Source organism: Vogesella indigofera, assembly GCF_003633895.1.
Classification (GTDB): domain Bacteria; phylum Pseudomonadota; class Gammaproteobacteria; order Burkholderiales; family Chromobacteriaceae; genus Vogesella; species Vogesella indigofera.
Window position 1 is genome coordinate 370,694 of sequence record NZ_RBID01000014.1, and the last position, 18,971, is coordinate 389,664.

An 18,971-nucleotide genomic window follows, 5' to 3' on the forward strand; every position below is an offset into this window, starting at 1 on the left:
GGGTGGCGGCAGCGTGCGGGTCCGCCGGCGCCGGATCGCTGACATGATATTGCATCGCGGCAAGCGCCGTGCATTTTTACCGCGCGGCGCCCGAATTGCGTTGCATACGCCGCGCAGTCCGCGCTCAAGACTAGGGGACAGCCCGGCAATCGGCAAGTGGCTCACTCGGCGCGGCGCTCCTTGCTGCTGCGCCCGGCCCAGTCGCAGGCAAACTGGTACGCCACCCGGCCGGAGCGGCTGCCGCGCAGCTGGCTCCACTGCAGGGCGGCGCGTTCGCTGTGCTTGCCGTGCTTGAGGCCGAAGTGCGCCAGCCAGCCGGCCACGGCGGCGAGGTAGGCGTCCTGGTCGAACGGGTAGAACGACAGCCACAGCCCGAAACGGTCGGACAGCGACACTTTTTCCTCGGTGGTTTCGCCGGGATGGATCTCGCCGTCCTTGAGCCAGCCTTCGCGGTTCTCGCTGGCCTTTTCCGGCATCAGGTGGCGGCGGTTGGAGGTGGCGTACACCAGAAGGTTGGCCGCACGCCGTGCGAGGCCACCGTCCAGCGCCGATTTCAGCGCCTTGTAGCTGTCTTCGCCTTCCTCGAACGACAGGTCGTCGCAGAACAGGATGAAGCGTTCCGGCCGCGCCGCGACGGCATCGACGATCTGCGCGAGGTCAGGCAACTGCGCCTTGTCGACCTCGATCACGCGCAGGCCCTGTGCCGCGTACTGGCCCAGCAGCGCCTTGATCAGCGATGACTTGCCGGTGCCGCGCGCGCCGGTGAGCAGCACGTTGTTGGCCGGGCGGCCGGCGAGGAATTGTTCGGTGTTGCGCAGCAGGCGCTGCTTCTGGCGTTCGATATGGATCAGCTCGTCCAGCGCCACGCTGTGCGGCTGGTGGATGGCCTCCAGCCAGGCGCTGGCGCCAAGGCGACGCCAGCGGAACGCCGGCGCACTCCAGTCGGTGGCCGGCACCGCCGGCGGCAGCAGCGGCTCCAGCCGTGCCAGCATCTCTTCGGCGCGGGCGAGAAAGGCTTCGAGTTGGTCCATAAGGCGCCCTCGATTCAGTCGGTCAAGGTTTTGCGCAGCACTTCGATCTGCAGGTCGGCACGCAGTGGCGTGCCGGCGTTGGCGTCATGCGGGAAGGGCTGGTACTCGCCGGTCTGCCGGTAGCCGCGGCGCAGATAGTAGGCCAGCAGCTCCGGCCGTGCCGACAGCACCGTCATGTGGCAGTAGCTTGCCTGGAAGTGCTGCCGAGCGAACTGTTCGGCGTGGGTCAGCATCTGCTTGCCCAGCCCGCCGGCCTGGATTGCCGGGTCTACCGCCAGCATGCCGATATAGCAGCCGTCGCCGTCCGCGACCACATTGACGCAGGCACACAGCCGCGCCTGCTGCAGCCCCAGCAGGATGTGGGAGTCGTCTTGCGCCAGCGTGAGCCGCACTTGCGCGGCATTGATCCGCGCGCCGGTGACCAGTTCGCTTTCATGCGTCCAGCCGGCCGCACCGGCGGGCGGGCGGTAGGCACGGTTGACGAGATCGGCGATGGCGTCGGCATCGTCGCTGGTGGCGGTACGGAAAGTGTCGATCGGCATGCTGGCTCCGTAGTGTGTCAGTCTCGCAGGGTGATCACTGGCCAGCCATGGGCTTCGGCGTGCGCCTTCAGGGTGTCGTCGGCATCGACCGCCACCGGGTTGCTGACGATGGACAAGAGCGGCAGGTCGTTGCGCGAGTCGCTGTAGAAGAACACCTTGTCGTAGCTGTCCAGCGTTTCGCCGCGTGCGGCCAACCATTCGTTGAGACGGGTGATCTTGCCGGCCTGGAAGCTGGGGGTGCCGCTCGGCTTGCCGGTGAAGTTGCCGCTGTCGTCTTCTTCCAGCTCCACCGCGATCAGGTGTTCCACGCCCAGTTCGCGGGCGATGGGGCCGGTGATGAAGCGGTTGGTGGCGGTGATGATCATCACCTCGTCACCCTGGGCAAAGTGCGCCGCCAGCAGCGCGCGCGCCTTTTGCGGGATGATCGGCTTGATGTGCTCTTCCATGTAAGCGGCGTGCAGGGTGTCCAGCTCGCTGCGCGAGAAGCGGGTCAGTGGTGCCAGCTGGAAGTTGAGGAATTCGTAGATGTCCAGCGTGCCGGCCTTGTACTGCTCGTAGAAGTAGTCGTTCTGCCGCGCGTGGTGCTCGGCGTCGAGGATGCCGCGTTTGATCAGGAATTTCGGCCATTCGCTGTCGGAGTCGCCAATGATCAGGGTGTTGTCCAGGTCAAACAGGGCAAGATTCATGGTGTTTCAGCTTTCGGTAGGGGCGGTTTGTAACACGTTCTTGACCAGCGGCACCGTGATCGGGCGGCGCATGGCCAGCGAGTAGCGGTCGAGCATGTCCAGCATGCCGATCAGGCTGGCCAGGTCGCGGCGCCAGTGGGTGAGCAGGTAGCGGAACACGTCGTCGCCGATGGCCAGCTGGCGCTCGGCGGCGTGATGGCGCAGCGCCGCCAGCTTGTCGTCGTCGGACAGCGCCTTGACTTCGAACACGAGGCCCCAGCCGAGGCGGGTGCGCAGGTCGTCGCGTACCGGTGCCTGCATCGGCGGCTGGTGTCCGGCCATCAGCAGGCGGCCTTCGCCGCTTTCCTTCAGCGAGTTGTAGATCGAGAACAGCATGATCTGGTCGTCCGGTGCCAGTTCGTCGACATGGTCGACGGCGATGAAGCTGGCCTCGCGGGCGAAGTCGGGCAGCTGCTCGTGCTTGGCGTCGAGGTAGATCGAGGCGCGGCCGAGCAGCTCGGCGTGGGCGATCCACGCCTGCAGCAGGTGAGTCTTGCCGCAGCCGGGTTCGCCCCACAGGTAGACGAAGCGCTCCCCGCCTTCCGCGGTCAGCGCGGCGATGATTTCGCTGTTGCGCTGGGCAAGAAAGTTGTCAAACCCGGGCAGGGGCGTGGGGCTGAGGTCGAGGACGAGCTGATCCAACATGCGGCAAGGTTCTAAATAGAGTCAGGAATCGATTTTACGCTGATAAAAGCCGCTGTTGAAATAACGCTGCACCAGATAACGCGCCAGCACCACGCTGATGGCCGCCAGCGGCAGGGCCAGCAGCACGCCGACGAAGCCCATCAGCTCGCCGAAGGCCATCAGCGCGAAGATCACCGTCACCGGCGACAGGCCGATGCGTTCGCCCACCAGGTAGGGCGTGATCAGGAAGCTTTCCAGCGTCTGGCCGACCACGAACACGCTCCACACCAGCACGAGGCCGCTGAAACCGTTGTACTGCAGGATGGCGGCCAGTGTCGCCAGCAGCAGGCCGAGAAAGGCGCCGACATAGGGGATGAACACTAGCAGGCCGGCGACGATGCCGATGGCAAGGCCGGATTCCAGCCCCACCAGCGCCAGGCCGCCGCCGTAGATGATGGCCATCAGCAGCATCACCGACAGCTGGCCGCGCAGGAACTGGCCCAGCACTTCGTCCAGCTCGTAGGCGATGCGGCCAACCTCCGGCGCCCAGCGCCGCGGCACCAGCGTGCCGACGCGCGCCACCATCCGGTCCCAGTCGTGCAGGAAATAGAACAGCAGCACCGGCAGCAGGCTGAGGTTGGCGAGCATGCTCAGCAGCAGCGCGCCGCCGTAGCCCAGCTGTGGTGCCAGCTTGGCCAGCAGCTGGCGCAGGTTGCCGGTATTGCTGCTCAGCGTGTGGCGCCAGCTTTGCGTGTCCAGGCTCAGCTTGGTGCCGAGCAGCTGGTTCAGCCACGGCAGCGCCTGCTGTTGAATGAAGTCCACCATCGCCGGCAGCCGTTCCACCAGCGCATGGCCCTGGCTGACCAGCATCGGGATCACGATCAGCAGCAGCGCGAGGATGGCGAAAAATCCGGCAAACATCACGCAAATCAGCGACAAGATGCGCGATAAGCCGTGTTTTTGCAGGTAATCGACGGCCGGGTCGAGGATGTAGGCGAGCACGATGGCGGTGACAAACGGGGTCAGCACCGCGGACAGCCGGTCAAGCAGCCATACCGCGCCGGCGAGGGTAATAGCGACAATCAACCACGGAAGATAGTTTGTGCGGGAGCGTTCCATCAGCTTTTCAGTTAAAATACAGGCGCTTCGGGCCAAGAGCCCGTTTGCCGCAGCAGGAAAACGATCACGTTAGCAGAAAGCGAGTAGACCTTGAATACCACGTCCCTCAGTTACCGCGATGCCGGTGTCGATATTGATGCCGGTGACGCGCTCGTCGAAAACATCAAGCCGTTTGCCAAACGCACCATGCGTCCCGAAGTCCTCGGTGGCCTCGGCGGTTTCGGCGCACTGGTGGAAATCTCCAAGAAATACAAGGAGCCGGTGCTGGTTTCCGGCACGGACGGTGTCGGTACCAAGTTGAAGCTGGCCTTCGACTGGAACCAGCATGATACCGTCGGCATCGACCTGGTGGCCATGAGTGTCAACGACATTCTGGTGCAGGGCGCCGAGCCACTGTTTTTCCTGGACTACTTTGCCTGCGGCAAGCTGGATGTGCCGCAAGCCACCGATGTGATCAAGGGTATTGCCCAGGGTTGCGAACAAGCGGGCTGCGCACTGATCGGCGGTGAAACCGCCGAAATGCCGGGCATGTACCCGGTGGGCGAATACGACCTCGCCGGCTTTGCCGTCGGCGTGGTGGAAAAGAGCAAGGTCATCACCGGTCGCGACATCAAGCCGGGCGACGTCGTGCTCGGCCTGAAATCCAACGGTGTGCACTCCAACGGCTACAGCCTGGTACGCAAGATCATCGATCGCGCGCAGCCGGATCTGGACGCGCCGTTCGAAGGCGACAACACCCTGCGTCAGGCCGTCATCGCGCCGACCCGCATCTACGTCAAGCCGCTGCTCGCGCTGATGGAGAAGCTGACAGTGAAGGGCATGGCGCACATCACCGGTGGCGGCATTACCGAGAACACCCCGCGCGTACTGCCGGAAAACACTGTGGCACAGATCGATGCGGGCAGCTGGGAGCTGCCGAAGCTGTTCCAGTGGCTGCAGGCCGAAGGCAATGTCGATGCCCAGGAAATGTACCGCACCTTCAACTGCGGTATCGGCATGGTGGTGATCGTGGACGTGGCCGATGCCGACGCCGCGGTCGCCTTCCTGACCGAACAGGGTGAAACCGTGTCGCGTATCGGCGTGATCCGTGCGCGTAACGGTGACGAGCATCAGACCCAGGTTGCCTGAGCGCCTGAACTGATGTGACCGGCGCCGCTGGCACTGCTGGCGGCGTTTGTCATTTCTCGGGCGCAGCCCGAGCGAGTACTTATTGAATGTGGTCCTTGCCCGTGGTGGTGCCCCTGCGCTGGCGCACCGGCTGCCGGCAAGACCTAGCCGAATTGCAGACATGAAAAACATCGTAATCCTGATCTCCGGCCGCGGCTCCAACATGCAGGCCATCGTCGATGCCGACATTCCCGGCGCCCGCATTGCCGCGGTGATCGCCAACCGTCCCGATGCCGCCGGCCTCGCCTGGGCGGCGGCGCGCGGCATCGCCACCGTCGGTCTGGATCACAAGCAGTTCGCCAGCCGCGAAGCCTTCGACGAAAGGTTGGCCGCAGAAATCGACGCCTTCGCCCCCGATCTGGTGGTGCTGGCCGGCTTCATGCGCATCCTGACGCCGGCGTTCACCGCGCGTTACGAGGGGCGGATGATGAACATCCATCCGTCGCTGCTGCCATCCTTCCCCGGCCTGCATACCCACCAGCGCGCCATCGACATGGGCTGCAAGGTGGCGGGCTGCACCGTGCACTTTGTCACCGCCGAGCTGGACCACGGCCCGATCGTGGCGCAGGCGGTGGTGCCGGTGCTGGATGACGATACCGAAACCACCTTGGCCGCACGCGTGCTGCAGCAGGAACACCGGCTGTATCCGGAAGCGGTGCGCCGCTTCGCCGCTGGCGAGCTGCAGATCCGCAACGGCCGCATTGGCGGTGTCGATGCCGCCGCCGCCGGTCTCGCGCTGCAGGTGCCGGTACTCTGAACATGATGTCCGCGCGGCGGCGCTGGCGGTGGCCGTTGTTGCTGGCGCTGCTGGTGTCGCTGCTGCTGCACCTGCTGCTGTTCGGCGGTAGCCTGCTGTCTTTCGACGGCGCCGCGCCGGACGAGGCGCCACTGCGCAAGCTGAGCATTACTCTGCAGGCGATTGCGCCGGAGCCAGGCGATGCCTCGGCGCCGGCGGCGCTGGGGATGGTCGCCGCCACCGCGGATGGCGCAGCGGGCGACGCTTCGGCGCCGTCGTCGCAGGCGCCGCGGCCAGCCAAGGACGTCAAGACCAAGCCGGCGCCTGCCAGGCCTGTCGCCGCACCGCCGGCGCGGTCGCACGCGGCGGCACCGCTGGCTTCGGCCGGCGGGGGTGACAGCGCGGCCGAGGCGTCGGCACCGGCGGCGGTCGCATCACCGGGCGCGGCGCACGGCGAACCGTCCGCGCCGAAGCTGGCGCGCTTTCCCGATGCCGCGCGGCTGGAGTACGCATTGTTCAGCAGCGGCCTCCAACTGGGTCGCGGCGAGATGAACTGGCAGCGTCATGGCGGCGACTATCGCATCGTCACCACGGTCAAGCCGCTGATCGGCCCGACGCTGCGCTACGAAGTGCACGGCGAGTTTGGCCGCAACGGCCTGCAGCCGCAGCGTTTCAGCGCCAGCCGTAACGAGCAGCCGCGTGAATATGCCCGTTTCGACTGGGCTGGCGGCGTGCTGGACTACGGCGACAAGGAGGCGAAACAGGCGCCGCTGCAGCCGGGCGCGCTGGACTGGCTGAGCCTCGCATTCGAGCTGGGCTTGCGCGGCGAGCAGCCGGGCGCGGCAACGCGGCAGGTGACCACCGGCAAGAAGGTGTACCAGTTTGCGCTGCAGCTGGCCGGTGAAACGGATTTCGAGGCGGGAGGCGGCACGCTGCGTGCAGTGGTGCTGCGCGCCCGCAACGACAAGGATTTGATCGAGTTCTGGCTGGCGCCGGACTTTGCCAATCTGCCCATCCGCATCATGCGGGTGGATAACGACAAGCGCTTTGAATTGCGCGCGACACTGATTGAATTTAACGGTGCGGTAGTGTGGACACCACCGCCACCCCAAAGGTCTAGTAAACATGAAAATTAACCTGCAGCAATTCAACCAGATCGAACAGGTGCTGTTCGCGATGGTGAAGTTCGACCGCCCGGCCGATGCCGTGCTCACCGCCCACTTCCGTGCCAACAGCAAGCTGGGCGCCACCGATCGCCACCTGATCGCGGAAACCGCCTTCGCCTGCCTGCGCCATCTGGAAACGCTGCGCGCGCTGTGCGGCCAACGTGCCAACACCCGCAAGCTGGCGCTGGCCACGCTGGTGCGTATCGGCGGTGCCAACCTGCGCGAGCTGGACGGCATCATCAAGGAAACCGAGCGCGAATGGCTGTCGTCGCTGAAGGGCGCGCCGTTGCCGGAAGAACTGACCGCGCGTGCGGCGCTGCCGCAGTGGGTGCTGGACATGCTGCCGCCGCTGGCGGAAGAAGAAGTGGTGGCGCTGGGCAAGGGTCTGGCCTCCGCCGCGCCGCTGGACATCCGCGTCAACACCCTCAAGCTGAAGCGTGACGACGCGCTGGTGCAGCTGCAGGATTCCGGCGTCGCTTGCGAGGCGACACCTTACTCGCCGATCGGCATCCGCCTGAAGGGCAAGCCGTCGCTGGCCAAGCACCCGCTGTTTGTCGGCGGCGCCATCGAGGTACAGGACGAGGGCAGCCAGCTGCTGGGCCTGCTCACCGGTGCCCGCCGTGGCGAAATGGTGGTCGACTTTTGCGCCGGCGCCGGTGGCAAGACCCTGCTGCTGGGCGCGCAGATGGCCTCCACCGGCCGTCTGTACGCCTTCGACGTGTCGGAAAAGCGCCTCGCCAACTTCAAGCCGCGCATGGCGCGTTCCGGGTTGTCCAACGTCAACACCACGCTGATCGCGCACGAGAACGACACCAAGGTGAAGCGTCTGGCCGGCAAGGCCGACCGCGTGCTGGTCGATGCGCCGTGCTCCGGCCTTGGCACACTGCGCCGCAACCCGGACCTCAAGTACCGCCAGAGCGCGGACAGCGTGGCCGAGCTCAACGCCAAGCAGCAGTCGATCCTCGCTTCCGCCGCACGGCTGGTGAAGGCCGGCGGCCGACTGGTGTACGCCACCTGCAGCCTGCTGCCGCAGGAAAACCAGGCCATCGTCGAAGCCTTCCTCGCCGCCCACCCGGCGTTCGAGCTGGTGCCGGCCAACCAGGTGCTGGCCGAGCAGAAGATCGCGCTGGATACCGGCGACTATCTGGCGCTGCGTCCGCACCAGCACAATACCGACGGCTTCTTTGCCGCGGTATTGCAGCGCAAGGCCGGGGTGGCGGATGCCGCACTTGAGCCGGAAGCCGAAGCGGGTCTACAATAACCCATTGATTTAGTCGGGTATGCGCCCGGCGCGACCACTTGAAAGAGGAATACCATGTCGATCCAGGACACCATCCGTCAGACCGTGACCGAAAACCCTGTCGTGCTTTTCATGAAGGGCTCGGCGCAGTTCCCGCAGTGCGGCTTTTCCGGCCGTGCGGTACAGATCCTCAAGGCTTGTGGCGTGAACAACTTCGTCACCGTTGACGTGCTGGCCGATGCGGAAATCCGTCAGGGCATCAAGGACTACGCCAGCTGGCCGACCATTCCGCAGCTGTATGTCAACGGCGAGTTCCTCGGCGGCTCCGACATCATGTACGAGATGTACCAGTCCGGCGAACTGCAGGAAGTGCTGAAAGACCTGGCCAACTAAGCCGCGTCTGCTACGCTACGACAGCCCGTGTGCCTCGCGCCACGGGCTGTTTTGTTTGGACGGGTGGCAGTGAGGGCCGCGTGCAGCGGGGCGTTTGAAATGATTGTATAATCTCGCCCCATGCCTCACGCCTGCACCGCCTGGTGCAGCCGGTTTTATCGATTACCGAAAGCGGTTTGCCGGAACCTGGTTCCGGGGCCGCTTTTTGCCAAGGTTTGGGATCCCCATGAACATTACCGTCGTCAATCATCCCCTGGTGCAGCACAAGCTCGGCCTGCTGCGCGAGGGCGACATCAGCACCATGAAATTCCGCCTGCTGACCCAGGAGCTGGCGCGCCTGCTGGCTTATGAAGCCACCCGCGATTTCGAACTGGAAACCGTCACCATCAACGGCTGGTGCGGCCCGATGGAAGTGCAGCAGATCAAGGGCAAGAAAGTGACCGTGGTGCCGATCCTGCGCGCCGGCATCGGCATGCTCGACGGCGTGCTCGATCTGGTGCCGTCGGCCAAGATCAGCGTGGTCGGCCTGGCGCGCAACGAGGAAACCCTGGAGCCGGTGTCCTATTTCGAGAAATTCGTCGGCAACCTCGACGAGCGCATCGCGATGATCATTGACCCGATGCTGGCCACCGGTGGCTCGCTGATCGCCACCATCGACCTGCTCAAGCGCAACGGCTGCAAGCACATCAAGGCGGTGGTGATGGTGGCGGCACCGGAGGGGGTGAAGGCCGTGAACGACGCCCATCCGGACGTGCAGATCGTGGCCGCCTCGCTGGACAGCCACCTTAACGAGCACGGCTACATCATCCCGGGTCTCGGCGACGCCGGCGACAAGATCTTCGGTACCAAACACGCCTGACGACCCGGCGCCGCCTGCCTGAGCCGGCGGTGGCGCCACGGTTGCGGCCAACCTTGCGCGGGGGAATGTCGATGCAGCACAACGCCTATCAACAGCTGGAACATGATTTCCTGTTGCGCTTCCCGCACGCTCTGCAGGACGAGGCGTGGCTGGCGCTGGGCCGCAAGCACCGCGGCATCGACCGCGTGCTGCAACTGTGCCGCGACGGCCTGGGCGAGCCGCTGCTGCGCGCCGCCATCGACAGCGGCAATACGGCGGCGGTGATCGACTGCTGCAGCCAGATCGTCAGCCGCTGCAGCACGGTCAGCACCTTCGAGCGCATGGCGTTTCGCAACTACCTGGCGTTCAGCGACGTGCACCGCCCGTTCGTGGCGGCGCTGTATGCGCTGCTGTACCGCTTTGACGAAGCCAGCTTCGCCGACTTCGTCGAGGTGCTGCAGCTGTGCCGTCACGACGGCAAGGCCAATGCCGCCAAGTGGCCGCTGGTGAGCTGCTTCCTCGCCTACAGCGATCCGCAGCAGCACGTCTGCATCAAGCCGACCACCATCAAAAGGTTGGCTGCACGGCTGGACGTCGACATTGCTTACCGGCCATTGCCCAATTACGACACCTACTGCCGGGTGCAGGCGATGGTGCAGCAGTTCCGCGCGCACAGCACACTGGCGGCGGGTCAGAACAACATCATTGCCCAGGCGATCATGTATTGCGCGGCGGCCTGAGGCGCCGGCCGCGCGGCGCACGATTTCAACAACAATAAGGAAAACACAGCATGTTTCAACAACTGAAGACGGCGGTATCTGGTGCCCAGATCCTGTTCGTCGCTTTCGGCGCGCTGGTGCTGGTGCCGCTCTTGACCGGTCTCAATCCGGCGATGGCGCTGCTGGGCGCCGGTGTCGGCACGCTGGTGTTCCAGCTGTGCACCGGCCGCCAGGTGCCGATCTTCCTCGGCTCCTCGTTCGCCTTCATCGGCCCCATCATCTACTCGATGCAGACCTGGGGGCAGGGCGCCACCATGTTCGGCCTGTTCTGCGCCGGTTTCATGTACTTCGTGTTCGCCGCCATCGTGCGCTGGCGCGGCATGGCGATGGTCAATCGCCTGCTGCCGCCGGTGGTGATCGGGCCGGTGATCATGATCATCGGCCTGTCGGTGGCCAGCGCCGCGTCGAACATGGCGATGGGCCGTGCCGGCGGCAACCAGATCATGCCGTACGAGACCTCGCTGCTGCTGGCGGCGGTATCGCTGGCCACCACCATCGTGGTGTCGATCTTCGCGCGCGGCATGTTCAAGCTGGTGCCGATCCTGGCCGGCGTCACCGTCGGCTACATCGTGGCCGCCTTCATCGGCGTGGTGGATTTCGACAAGCTGGCCAATGCGCCGTGGTTCGTGGTGCCGGCCTTCGGCAGCATGGAAGTGAACTGGGCGGCGGCGCTGTTCATGCTGCCGGTGGCGATCGCCCCGTCGATCGAACACATCGGCGGTGTGATGGCGATCGGCGGCGTGACCGGCAAGGACTACACCAAGACCCCGGGCCTGCACCGCACCCTGGCCGGCGACGGCCTCGGCGTGTGCATCGCCGGTGCCATCGGCGGCCCGCCGGTGACCACCTACGCCGAAGTGACCGGCGCGGTGATGATCACCCGCAACTTCAACCCGGTGGTGATGACGTGGGCGGCGGTGTTCGCCATTTGCATGGCCTTCTTCGGCAAGTTCAACGCGCTGCTGCAGTCGATCCCGATGCCGGTAATGGGCGGCATCATGGTGCTGCTGTTCGGCACCATCGCTTCCATCGGCTTGAAGACGCTGATCGAAGCCAAGGTCGACCTGATGGAGCCACGCAATCTGGTGATCATCTCGGTGGTGCTGACCTCCGGCATCGGCGGGCTGGAGCTGACCTTCGGCTCGTTCAGCCTGGTCGGCGTCGGCCTGTGCTCGGTGCTGGCCATCGTGCTGAACCTGATCCTGCCGCAGCAGGCGGCCAGCCACGACGGCATCGTCGAAGGCCAGGATGTGTAAAGACCGGCACGTGTAAAGGCCAAGGTTGGCCGCAGGCTGCGGCCAACCTTGCTCGTGTGACGCGCAGCGGGGGAGTGCCGCCGCGCATCACCATGAAAAAACCCGCCAGCAGTGGCGGGTTTTTTTGCGGCCGTGCGGATCAGGCCTCGGCGCTGTCGTCCAGCACGATGCGCACGCGCAGGCCGGGCGCATCCTGTTCGGCAATCGCCAGCAGACGGTCGATATTGGGATGCTTGCCGGGGTGGGCGCGGGCATCGTCAGTGTGTTCGGCGTACAGCGCCAGGCCTTCGCGCGCCGCCGCCTTGTCGATGTGGCCGAAACGTTTTACCAGCGCGTGATAGACGCGCACCGAGCCGGCGGTGCCCGGTTTGTTGTCGAGGCGCTGCAGCGGTTCGCCGGCGGCATCCAGCAGCATCAGCGCGGCAATGCCGTCGATGGTGGGCAGGGTGGCGAGAATGTCGGCAAATTTCATGATGATCAAAGCTCCGTGGGCAAGATGTTTCGTAGAATGGAATCAGACCCTTCCTTCATTACCCGAGTTTACCTGACATGACGCGCCGCAAAATCCTGCTGTCCCTGTTTTTGCTGTTGCCGCTGCTGGCGGCCGGCTACTGGTGGTGGCGTCCGGCGGCGGTGGCGGTGGTGACGCTTGAGGCGCAGGACGTGGTGCGCAGCGTGGTGACCAGCGGTCGCGTCGAGGCCAGCCGCCAGAGCCGGCTCGGCGCCACCATCGGCGGCCGGGTGGTGGCGACACCGGTGGCCAAGGGACAGACGGTGACCGCCGGCACCGTGCTGCTGCAGCTGGAGCCGGAAGAGCTGCTGGCGCAATTGCAGCAAACCCGTGCCCAGCTGGAGGATGCCGGTCAGCAGCAGGCCGATGCCGAGCGCCAGTTGCAGCGCCAGCTGGCGCTGTTCCGCCAGGGCTTTGTCAGCCAGGCGGCGCTGGATGGTCTGCAGCGCAGCCGCGATCAGGCGCAGTTGCGGGTGGCGCAACTGCAGGCGCAGCTGGCGCAGTATCAGGCGCGGTTGGCGCAGGCGCAGATCCGCGCGCCGGCCGACGGCGTGCTGCTGGAGCGCGAGGTGGAGGTCGGCGACCTGCTCACCGCCGGCAGCGCCAAACTCAGCTTTGCCACCGCCGGCCCGAAACACGTGCTGCTGGATGTCGACGAACGCCAGCTGGCGCAACTGGCCAGCGGCCAGCCGGCGCTGATCGCGGCCGATGCCTTTCCGACGCGGCGGGTGGCCGGCAAGGTTGGCCGCATCGCGGCGCAGGTGGATAACGACCGCGGCACCTTGGAGGTGGAGGTGCTGCTGGGCGATGACGGCAGCTTTTTGCTGCCGGGGATGACGGTGTCGGCGGAGATCGAGACCGCGCGCTTGCGCCAGGTGCTGCTGCTGCCGGCCGAGGCGGTGAAGCGTGGCCAGGTGGCGCTGGTACGGGACGGCCGCCTGCAGCTGCGGCCGGTGCAGGCCAGCGCGGTGGTGGAGGGCAAGGTGCAGATCCTGCAGGGGTTGCGCGCCGGCATGGCGGTGGTTACCCCCTTCCCCTTGCTGGCGGCCGGCAGCCGCGTGCGCATCGTGGAGGCGGCGCCATGAACTTCGTGTGGACGGTGGCGTGGCGGCTGCTGCGCGAGGGGCGCTTCCAGACCGCGCTGATCCTGGCCGGGGTCAGCATTGGTGTCGGCGTCATCGTCTACATCACCGCCATCGTCAGCGGTCTGCAGGCCAACATCATCGACCGCACGCTGTCGACCCAGGCACACGTGGTGCTGCGCCCGGCCGACATCGTCAACCAGGCGCCGCTGACGGTGCCGGGTAGCGTCAAGCTGGCTGACATCGCCAAGCGCACGCAGCGCGAGAACACCATCGCCAACTGGGGCAGCATCGTGGCGCGGGTGCGCGGCACGCCCAATGTGAGCGCGGTGGCGGCGATGGCCAGCGGCCCCGGTGTGGCGCAGCAGGGCGGCGTGCGCAAGTCCATCGTGTTGATGGGTGTGGATCTGGACGACTATCGGCAGGTGGTGCGGCTGGACAACAAGCTGAAAGCCGGGCGTCTGCTGTTGCCGACCGGCACGGCGCTGATCGGCAAGGAGCTGGCGGCGGACCTGGGCCTGCAGCCGGGCGGGCGCCTGCGCCTGCAGACCGCGACCGGCGGCAGCCAGAGCATGACGGTGGGGGCGGTTCTCGATTTCGGTCTCAAGGATCTCAACAAGCGCTGGGTGCTGTTGCCGCTGCGCGAGGCGCAGAACCTGCTCGGCTTCCAGCGCGATGTGACCGAAATCTACATCAAGAGCGAGCGCCTGTTCGAGGCGGAAAGCCTTGCGGCCAACCTTGCGCTGAGTACCGGCCTGACCGCGGACAGCTGGCAGTCCAGCAACGGCCAGCTGGTGACGGCGCTGAAAAGCCAGAGCGCGTCCAGCCTGATGATCCGCGTGTTCGTCACCTTTGCCGTGGCGCTGGGCATCGCCAGCGTGCTGGTGGTGACGGTGGTGCAGCGCCAGCGCGAGATCGGCATCCTGCGCGCGATGGGCACGCCGGCGTCGCGCATCCTGGCGGTGTTCCTGCTGCAGGGCGGCCTGGTCGGCCTGTTCGGCTCGCTGTTCGGCTCGCTGCTGGGGGCGGCGATGGCGGAGGGCATCAGCCGGATGGCGAAGACCGAGGACGGCAGCCCGCTGTTTCCGGTGGTGCTCGACAGCGAGCTGTTCATCACCACCGCGCTGATTGCGACCCTGGTCGGGGTGCTGGCGGCACTGCTGCCGGCGCTGCGCGCGGCCAGACTGGACCCGGTGGTGGCGATCCGTGGCTGAAATCATGACGCTGGAAGGGGTGAAGAAAAGCTACGGCGGCGGCAAGTCGCCGCTGGTCGAGGTGCTGCACGGCATCGACTTGCAGCTGGTGGAAGGGGAGTTCGCCGCGCTGCTGGGGCCGTCCGGCTCCGGCAAGTCGACGCTGCTCAACATCATGGGGCTACTGGAGACGCCGACGGCCGGCGAGCTGCGCATTGCCGATACCGCCACCGCCAGCCTCGACGACGCGGCGCGCACCGCCTTGCGCAATCGCTATCTTGGGTTCGTGTTCCAGTTCCACCATTTGCTGCCGGCCTTCTCGGCGCTGGAAAACGTGATGATGCCGCTGTTCGCCGGCCAGGGGCGGGTCACGTCGCAGGACCGGCAGCGCGCCGCGATGCTGTTGCAGCGCGTCGGGCTGGCCGAGCATGCCGCCAAGCAGCCGGTGCAGTTGTCTGGCGGGCAGCAGCAGCGCGTCGCCATTGTGCGGGCGCTGATGAATCGCCCGCGGCTGGTGCTGGCTGACGAGCCGACCGGCAACCTCGATACCCAGACGGCGAACGAGGTGTTTGCGCTGCTGCATGAACTCAATCGCGAGGATGGCACCACCTTCCTGATCGTCACCCACGACCAACGGCTGGCCGATGGCTGTCCGCGCCAGATCCGGCTGCTGGACGGCCGGTTGCAGCCGGATGGGCTCGTCAGTCCAGCGCCTTCAGCCAGTGGCCGCTGATGGTGGCGAACATGGTCGGCACGTGCGCCACCGGGCCGGACAGGTTGAAGGTGTTGCTGTCGCTCATGAAATGGCCGTTCAGCGACAGCAGGTATTGCATGGCCGGGCCAAACAGCGTGCGTTCGGCTTCCTGGTGGCGCGACACGTTCATCTGCATCGCCACGTGCTGGCCGGAAAGGTGGAATTGCCCCTGATAGCGCGAGGTGGCATCGGTGCCCTGCAGCGAATGGTTGTCGATTACCCACTGGCCATCGCTGTGCTGACCGTCGCTGGTGGATACCGTGACGTGATAGATCCCGTTGATCATGGTGCGTCTCCTTCGAGGGGAAGATCTGCTGTCTGCCGGCAGGCAGCTACCTGTTTCAACTTAGACCACAAATCACGACAGATAAATCTGGATGCGGCCACCAGCCCGCCGATGCGGCGGCAAAACAAAGCGGGCAGCCACTGGCTGCCCGCTTCGGGTGTCACGGTGCGCCGCTTCAGCGCAGGCAGTAAGCCAGCACCAGCCCGGCAAAGATCACCGCGCCGACGCGGTTATTGTCGAGAAAGGCCTTGAAACACAGCGCGCGGTCGCGGTGACGGATGTCCAGATACTGGCGCCCGATCAGCAGCACCGACAGCAGCAGCGACAGGTAGTACGGCCAGCCGAGGTCGAGGCTGTGGCCAATGCCGGTCATCAGCGCGATGAAGGCGGCGTGGCACAGCATCACCGCGCGCACGTCGTGATCGCCAAAGGTGATCGCCGAGGTCTTGATGCCGATCTTCAGGTCATCCGGTTTGTCGGTCATCGCGTAGGCGGTGTCGTAGCCGATGGTCCACAGCGCCTTGGCCAGGAACAGTAACCAAGCCAGCAGCGGCACGTCGCCGGTCACCGCGGCAAAGGCCATCGGGATGCCGAAGCCGAAGGCCAAGCCGAGATAGGCCTGCGGCAGCGGGAAGAAACGCTTGGTGAACGGATAGCTGGCGGCGAGGAACACTGCCGGCAGCGACAGCAACAGGGTCAGCCGGTTCAGCGGCAGGATCAAGAGCAGGCTGAGCAGGGCCAGCAGCGCGGCCAGCAGCAGCGCTTCCTTGCTGCTCACCGCGCCGCGGGCGAACGGCCGCTGTTTGGTGCGCGCCACATGCATGTCGATGTGGCGGTCGGCGAAGTCGTTGATCACGCAGCCGGCGGAGCGCATCAAGAAGGTGCCGAGTGTAAAGATCAGCAGCAGCTGCCAGTCCGGCTGGCCAGCGGAGGCGATCCACAGCGCCCACAGTGTCGGCCACAGCAGCAGCAGGGTGCCGATCGGCTTGTCGATACGCATCAGCTGACCGTAGACCGTCAGCCGCTCCTTGATAAAGTCCATGTTCATCACAGCAACTGCTCCAGTTCCGGCAAGAAGATTTCACAAACCAGCAGGCGCTGCCCGTCCAGCTCGAAGCGGCAGCGACGGGCCAGGTAGCGGCTGCTGCCATGAGGATCGTGCGCCTGAGCCAGCGCAAACAGCGGATGTCCGGCGTGCAGCTCGGCAAAGTCCAGCGTGCCGCGCCGCAGTTGCGGCAGGTCGCCAAACAGCGTCAGTCCCAGCGAACGGCTGCCGCGCTCCAGGATCGGCCGCCACACCGGGCATGCCGGCAGGCACACGCTGCGCGCCACCACCACCGGCTTGCCGGCGAGCGTCAGGCAAACGTGTCTGGCATGCAATTGGCTATCTGGGGTAAGCTCGAATAGGGCGGTTTCGTCGACATGAATCGCGTCGCTGCCTTGCTGCAGCACGCTGACGGCGAAGTCGTGGCCGCTTGCCATCAGGTAGTTGGTGAGCGAACCGCTGACGGTGATGCACTCTGCCAGCAGCGGTGAAGTTGGCGGCAACTGGGCCGACCAGTCAGAAAAAGGCGTCATGCGGCGCATTATGCCAAAACCCGTCCGATCCCGCCGCTGTTGCGTGCGGCCAACCTTGTGACCCCTGTGAGTTGTCGATGATCGAAACCTTCCTGTGGCTGCTGGGCTACCAGTTTGCCGGCGAGTTGCTGGCGCGCAGCCTCGGCTGGCCCATCCCCGGTGCCGTGCTCGGCATGCTGTTCCTGTTCCTGACGCTGTGTGTGCGCAAGGGCATTCCCGACACGCTGCGCCACAACGTGCCGCGGCTGATGACGCACATGTCGCTGCTGTTCATCCCCGCCGGTGCCGGCATCCTCGCTTTCTGGCCGCTGCTGGCCGAGCGGCCGCTGGCGATGGCGGCGGTGCTGCTGCTGTCGACGTTGTCGACGCTGCTGATCAGCGCGCTGACGTTGACGCTGCTGCTGCGCCGTCAACAAAGCAGAAAGGCCAAGCCATGACACCGACACTATATGAGTGGTTGCGCCAGTCGCCGCTGACCGGCATCTTCCTGACGCTGCTGGCCTACCGTGTCGCGCTGAGCATCAGCCGCCGCTATCACGGCCATCCGCTGGCCAACACGGTGCTGGTCGGTGCCGGGCTGCTGATCGTCAGTCTGCTGGCGCTGGGGCTGAGTTTCGACGAGTATTTCCGCGGCGCCAGCTTTATCCAGTTCCTGCTCGGGCCGATCACCGTCGCGCTGGCGATTCCGCTGTACAACAATCTGGCGCGGCTCAAGCGCAGCGCCTTCGCCATCCTGAGTAGCATCGTGGTCGGCAGTGTCGCCGGTGTGGCCAGCGCGGTGCTGATTGCCGTCGCCTTCGATATGCCGCCACAGATCGTGCTCAGCCTGGCGCCGCGCTCGGCCACCACGCCGATCGCGATCGGCGTGGCCGAGGCCATCGGCGGCATCCCCACCCTGGCGGCCGCCTTTGTCATCGTGACCGGCATCATCGGTGCGGTGCTGGCCAAGCCGCTGCTGACGCTATTACGCATGAACGATGACGTGGTGCTGGGTATCGCCACCGGCATCGCTGCACACGGCATCGGCACCGCCCGCGTCTTCCAGATTTCGGAAACTGCCGGCGCCTTTGCCGGTCTGGCAATGGGGCTGACCGGTTTTGTCACGGCGGTGGTGGCACCATTGTTGGTGCATTTCTTGCTGTCGTAATACACATGGCACAGCATATGGCAGCCAAACAATAAGACTAAGGAATGATATGGATCTCATCTTGTGGCGTCATGCCGAAGCCGAGGAAGGCTCTGACGACATGCAGCGGGCGCTGACCCGTCGCGGCCAGAAGCAGGCGAGCGCGATGGCAACATGGCTGCGCAAGCAGCTGCCCGACGATTTTGCGCTGCTGGCCTCCGAGGCGCTGCGCTCGCAGCAAACCGCGGCGCTGTTCGCCAAGAGTTATGAAGTCGTGCCGGCGCTGAACCCGGATGCCTCGGTCGAGCAGGTGCTGAGCGCCATCGACTGGCCGCGCAGCGGCAAAACCATCGTGCTGGTCGGCCATCAGCCTTACATCGGTCGTCTCGCCGCCACGCTGATGAGCGAGCAGCCCTTGCTGTGGAGCGTCAAGAAAGGTGCCATCTGGTGGCTCAGCCATCGTGAACGTCACGGCATCGAGCAAATTCGTCTCAAGGCGATGATGACACCGGCGATGCTGGGTATCGATTAATACGAATATTGCGCTTTATTCTCATGCCCAAGGTTGGCCGCAAGCACTGCGGCCAACCTTTTTCATTTTTCTTGGCGCTGCGGTGGCTGTGGAATCAAGGACTTGCCGCTTTGGTGTCAGAAAGTGCGTTTGCGGGTGTTGACGCGGCTGGCGGGCTTCGCTATAGTTCGCCTCCTCAGCTGACGCCGCAAACGAAACGCGACGCAGCACTGCTCTTTAACAGAACGAATAACCGATAGGTGTAAGTGTCTGGCTTAGCCAAATACTTGCACTGTCAAGATTCTGAGAAACGA

At 65.4% G+C, this 18,971-nt stretch carries 23 protein-coding genes; 14 read left to right on the forward strand and 9 right to left on the reverse strand.

Features of this window, described 5'->3' with window-relative positions; translation table 11 throughout:
- Window positions 1-161 precede the first annotated feature (161 nt).
- The 5 genes from C8E02_RS09935 to C8E02_RS09955 are packed head-to-tail and all read right to left on the reverse strand — an operon-like array spanning window position 162 to window position 4,044.
- The gene (locus tag C8E02_RS09935) at window positions 162-1,031 is read right to left on the reverse strand and encodes an ATP-binding protein (protein ID WP_120810624.1); all 870 of its coding nucleotides are present in this window, start codon (window positions 1,029-1,031) and stop codon (window positions 162-164) included.
- Window positions 1,032-1,045: 14 nt separating this feature from the next.
- The gene (locus tag C8E02_RS09940) at window positions 1,046-1,573 is read right to left on the reverse strand and encodes a GNAT family N-acetyltransferase (RefSeq protein WP_120810625.1); all 528 of its coding nucleotides are present in this window, start codon (window positions 1,571-1,573) and stop codon (window positions 1,046-1,048) included.
- Window positions 1,574-1,590: 17 nt separating this feature from the next.
- Window positions 1,591-2,259, reverse strand: a complete 669-nt coding sequence (locus tag C8E02_RS09945; RefSeq protein WP_120810626.1) for a histidinol-phosphatase — start codon at window positions 2,257-2,259, stop codon at window positions 1,591-1,593.
- A gap of 6 nt (window positions 2,260-2,265) precedes the next feature.
- A complete protein-coding gene (hda, locus tag C8E02_RS09950) occupies window positions 2,266-2,943 on the reverse strand; it encodes a DnaA regulatory inactivator Hda (protein ID WP_082133732.1) in 678 nt (225 codons plus the stop codon).
- Between the two features lie 21 nt (window positions 2,944-2,964).
- Window positions 2,965-4,044: an AI-2E family transporter gene (locus C8E02_RS09955; RefSeq protein ID WP_425451970.1), complete on the reverse strand. Its 1,080-nt coding sequence runs from the start codon at window positions 4,042-4,044 to the stop codon at window positions 2,965-2,967.
- 87 nt (window positions 4,045-4,131) lie between these two features.
- Between C8E02_RS09955 and purM the strand changes: the two genes are divergently transcribed.
- The 8 genes from purM to C8E02_RS09995 all read left to right on the forward strand — a co-directional run bounded on the left by purM (window position 4,132) and on the right by C8E02_RS09995 (window position 11,616).
- On the forward strand, window positions 4,132-5,169 hold the full coding sequence (gene purM / locus C8E02_RS09960; RefSeq protein WP_120810628.1) for a phosphoribosylformylglycinamidine cyclo-ligase: 1,038 nt from the start codon (window positions 4,132-4,134) through the stop codon (window positions 5,167-5,169).
- A 160-nt stretch (window positions 5,170-5,329) separates the two neighbouring features.
- The gene (purN, locus tag C8E02_RS09965; protein ID WP_120810629.1) at window positions 5,330-5,965 is read left to right on the forward strand and encodes a phosphoribosylglycinamide formyltransferase; all 636 of its coding nucleotides are present in this window, start codon (window positions 5,330-5,332) and stop codon (window positions 5,963-5,965) included.
- 2 nt (window positions 5,966-5,967) lie between these two features.
- On the forward strand, window positions 5,968-7,080 hold the full coding sequence (locus tag C8E02_RS09970; RefSeq protein WP_120810630.1) for a DUF3108 domain-containing protein: 1,113 nt from the start codon (window positions 5,968-5,970) through the stop codon (window positions 7,078-7,080).
- Window positions 7,076-8,371, forward strand: a complete 1,296-nt coding sequence (locus C8E02_RS09975) for an RsmB/NOP family class I SAM-dependent RNA methyltransferase (protein ID WP_369793050.1) — start codon at window positions 7,076-7,078, stop codon at window positions 8,369-8,371. Before C8E02_RS09970 ends, C8E02_RS09975 begins: the two co-directional genes overlap by 5 nt.
- A gap of 54 nt (window positions 8,372-8,425) precedes the next feature.
- Window positions 8,426-8,743: a Grx4 family monothiol glutaredoxin gene (grxD, locus tag C8E02_RS09980; RefSeq protein WP_047968470.1), complete on the forward strand. Its 318-nt coding sequence runs from the start codon at window positions 8,426-8,428 to the stop codon at window positions 8,741-8,743.
- Window positions 8,744-8,969: 226 nt separating this feature from the next.
- Window positions 8,970-9,602 (forward strand): uracil phosphoribosyltransferase, encoded by a 633-nt coding sequence (upp, locus tag C8E02_RS09985; RefSeq protein ID WP_047968469.1) that lies wholly within the window; start codon window positions 8,970-8,972, stop codon window positions 9,600-9,602.
- A gap of 71 nt (window positions 9,603-9,673) precedes the next feature.
- Complete coding sequence (locus C8E02_RS09990; protein WP_120810666.1) at window positions 9,674-10,321, forward strand: hypothetical protein; 648 nt, start codon at window positions 9,674-9,676, stop codon at window positions 10,319-10,321.
- Between the two features lie 50 nt (window positions 10,322-10,371).
- Window positions 10,372-11,616, forward strand: coding sequence for a uracil-xanthine permease family protein (locus C8E02_RS09995; RefSeq protein WP_047968468.1), 1,245 nt, complete (start codon window positions 10,372-10,374; stop codon window positions 11,614-11,616).
- A gap of 139 nt (window positions 11,617-11,755) precedes the next feature.
- Here the strand turns inward: C8E02_RS09995 and C8E02_RS10000 are convergent, their stop codons facing one another.
- The gene (locus tag C8E02_RS10000; protein WP_120810667.1) at window positions 11,756-12,088 is read right to left on the reverse strand and encodes a DUF2322 family protein; all 333 of its coding nucleotides are present in this window, start codon (window positions 12,086-12,088) and stop codon (window positions 11,756-11,758) included.
- A 77-nt stretch (window positions 12,089-12,165) separates the two neighbouring features.
- Between C8E02_RS10000 and C8E02_RS10005 the strand changes: the two genes are divergently transcribed.
- From C8E02_RS10005 to C8E02_RS10015, 3 genes are read left to right on the forward strand one after another with little or no spacing between them, the layout of a single operon-like run.
- Window positions 12,166-13,212: an efflux RND transporter periplasmic adaptor subunit gene (locus C8E02_RS10005; protein WP_120810631.1), complete on the forward strand. Its 1,047-nt coding sequence runs from the start codon at window positions 12,166-12,168 to the stop codon at window positions 13,210-13,212.
- Window positions 13,209-14,423, forward strand: a complete 1,215-nt coding sequence (locus C8E02_RS10010) for an ABC transporter permease (protein ID WP_120810632.1) — start codon at window positions 13,209-13,211, stop codon at window positions 14,421-14,423. The genes C8E02_RS10005 and C8E02_RS10010 overlap by 4 nt, the downstream gene beginning before the upstream one ends.
- The gene (locus tag C8E02_RS10015) at window positions 14,416-15,135 is read left to right on the forward strand and encodes an ABC transporter ATP-binding protein (RefSeq protein WP_120810633.1); all 720 of its coding nucleotides are present in this window, start codon (window positions 14,416-14,418) and stop codon (window positions 15,133-15,135) included. The genes C8E02_RS10010 and C8E02_RS10015 overlap by 8 nt, the downstream gene beginning before the upstream one ends.
- Here C8E02_RS10015 and C8E02_RS10020 read toward each other — a convergent pair.
- From C8E02_RS10020 to C8E02_RS10030, 3 genes are all read right to left on the reverse strand, one after another.
- Window positions 15,104-15,442, reverse strand: coding sequence for a GrlR family regulatory protein (locus tag C8E02_RS10020; RefSeq protein ID WP_047968465.1), 339 nt, complete (start codon window positions 15,440-15,442; stop codon window positions 15,104-15,106). The two genes, C8E02_RS10015 and C8E02_RS10020, sit on opposite strands and share 32 nt — an antisense overlap.
- A 175-nt stretch (window positions 15,443-15,617) precedes the next feature.
- Window positions 15,618-16,490 carry a 4-hydroxybenzoate octaprenyltransferase gene (ubiA, locus tag C8E02_RS10025; RefSeq protein ID WP_120810634.1) on the reverse strand — a complete coding sequence of 291 codons (873 nt, stop codon included), beginning with the start codon at window positions 16,488-16,490 and terminating at the stop codon, window positions 15,618-15,620.
- Complete coding sequence (locus tag C8E02_RS10030; RefSeq protein WP_245961118.1) at window positions 16,490-17,020, reverse strand: chorismate--pyruvate lyase family protein; 531 nt, start codon at window positions 17,018-17,020, stop codon at window positions 16,490-16,492. Before C8E02_RS10030 ends, ubiA begins: the two co-directional genes overlap by 1 nt.
- A gap of 77 nt (window positions 17,021-17,097) precedes the next feature.
- Here C8E02_RS10030 and C8E02_RS10035 point away from each other — a divergent pair, with 77 nt between their 5' ends.
- Genes C8E02_RS10035 through C8E02_RS10045 form a run of 3 tightly spaced genes read left to right on the forward strand, consistent with a single transcriptional unit; the run spans window position 17,098 to window position 18,678 of the window.
- Window positions 17,098-17,457 (forward strand): CidA/LrgA family protein, encoded by a 360-nt coding sequence (locus C8E02_RS10035; RefSeq protein WP_120810636.1) that lies wholly within the window; start codon window positions 17,098-17,100, stop codon window positions 17,455-17,457.
- Window positions 17,454-18,167 (forward strand): LrgB family protein, encoded by a 714-nt coding sequence (locus C8E02_RS10040; protein WP_120810637.1) that lies wholly within the window; start codon window positions 17,454-17,456, stop codon window positions 18,165-18,167. Before C8E02_RS10035 ends, C8E02_RS10040 begins: the two co-directional genes overlap by 4 nt.
- Window positions 18,168-18,216: 49 nt before the next feature.
- Window positions 18,217-18,678 carry a SixA phosphatase family protein gene (locus C8E02_RS10045; RefSeq protein ID WP_120810638.1) on the forward strand — a complete coding sequence of 154 codons (462 nt, stop codon included), beginning with the start codon at window positions 18,217-18,219 and terminating at the stop codon, window positions 18,676-18,678.
- Window positions 18,679-18,971 lie beyond the last annotated feature (293 nt).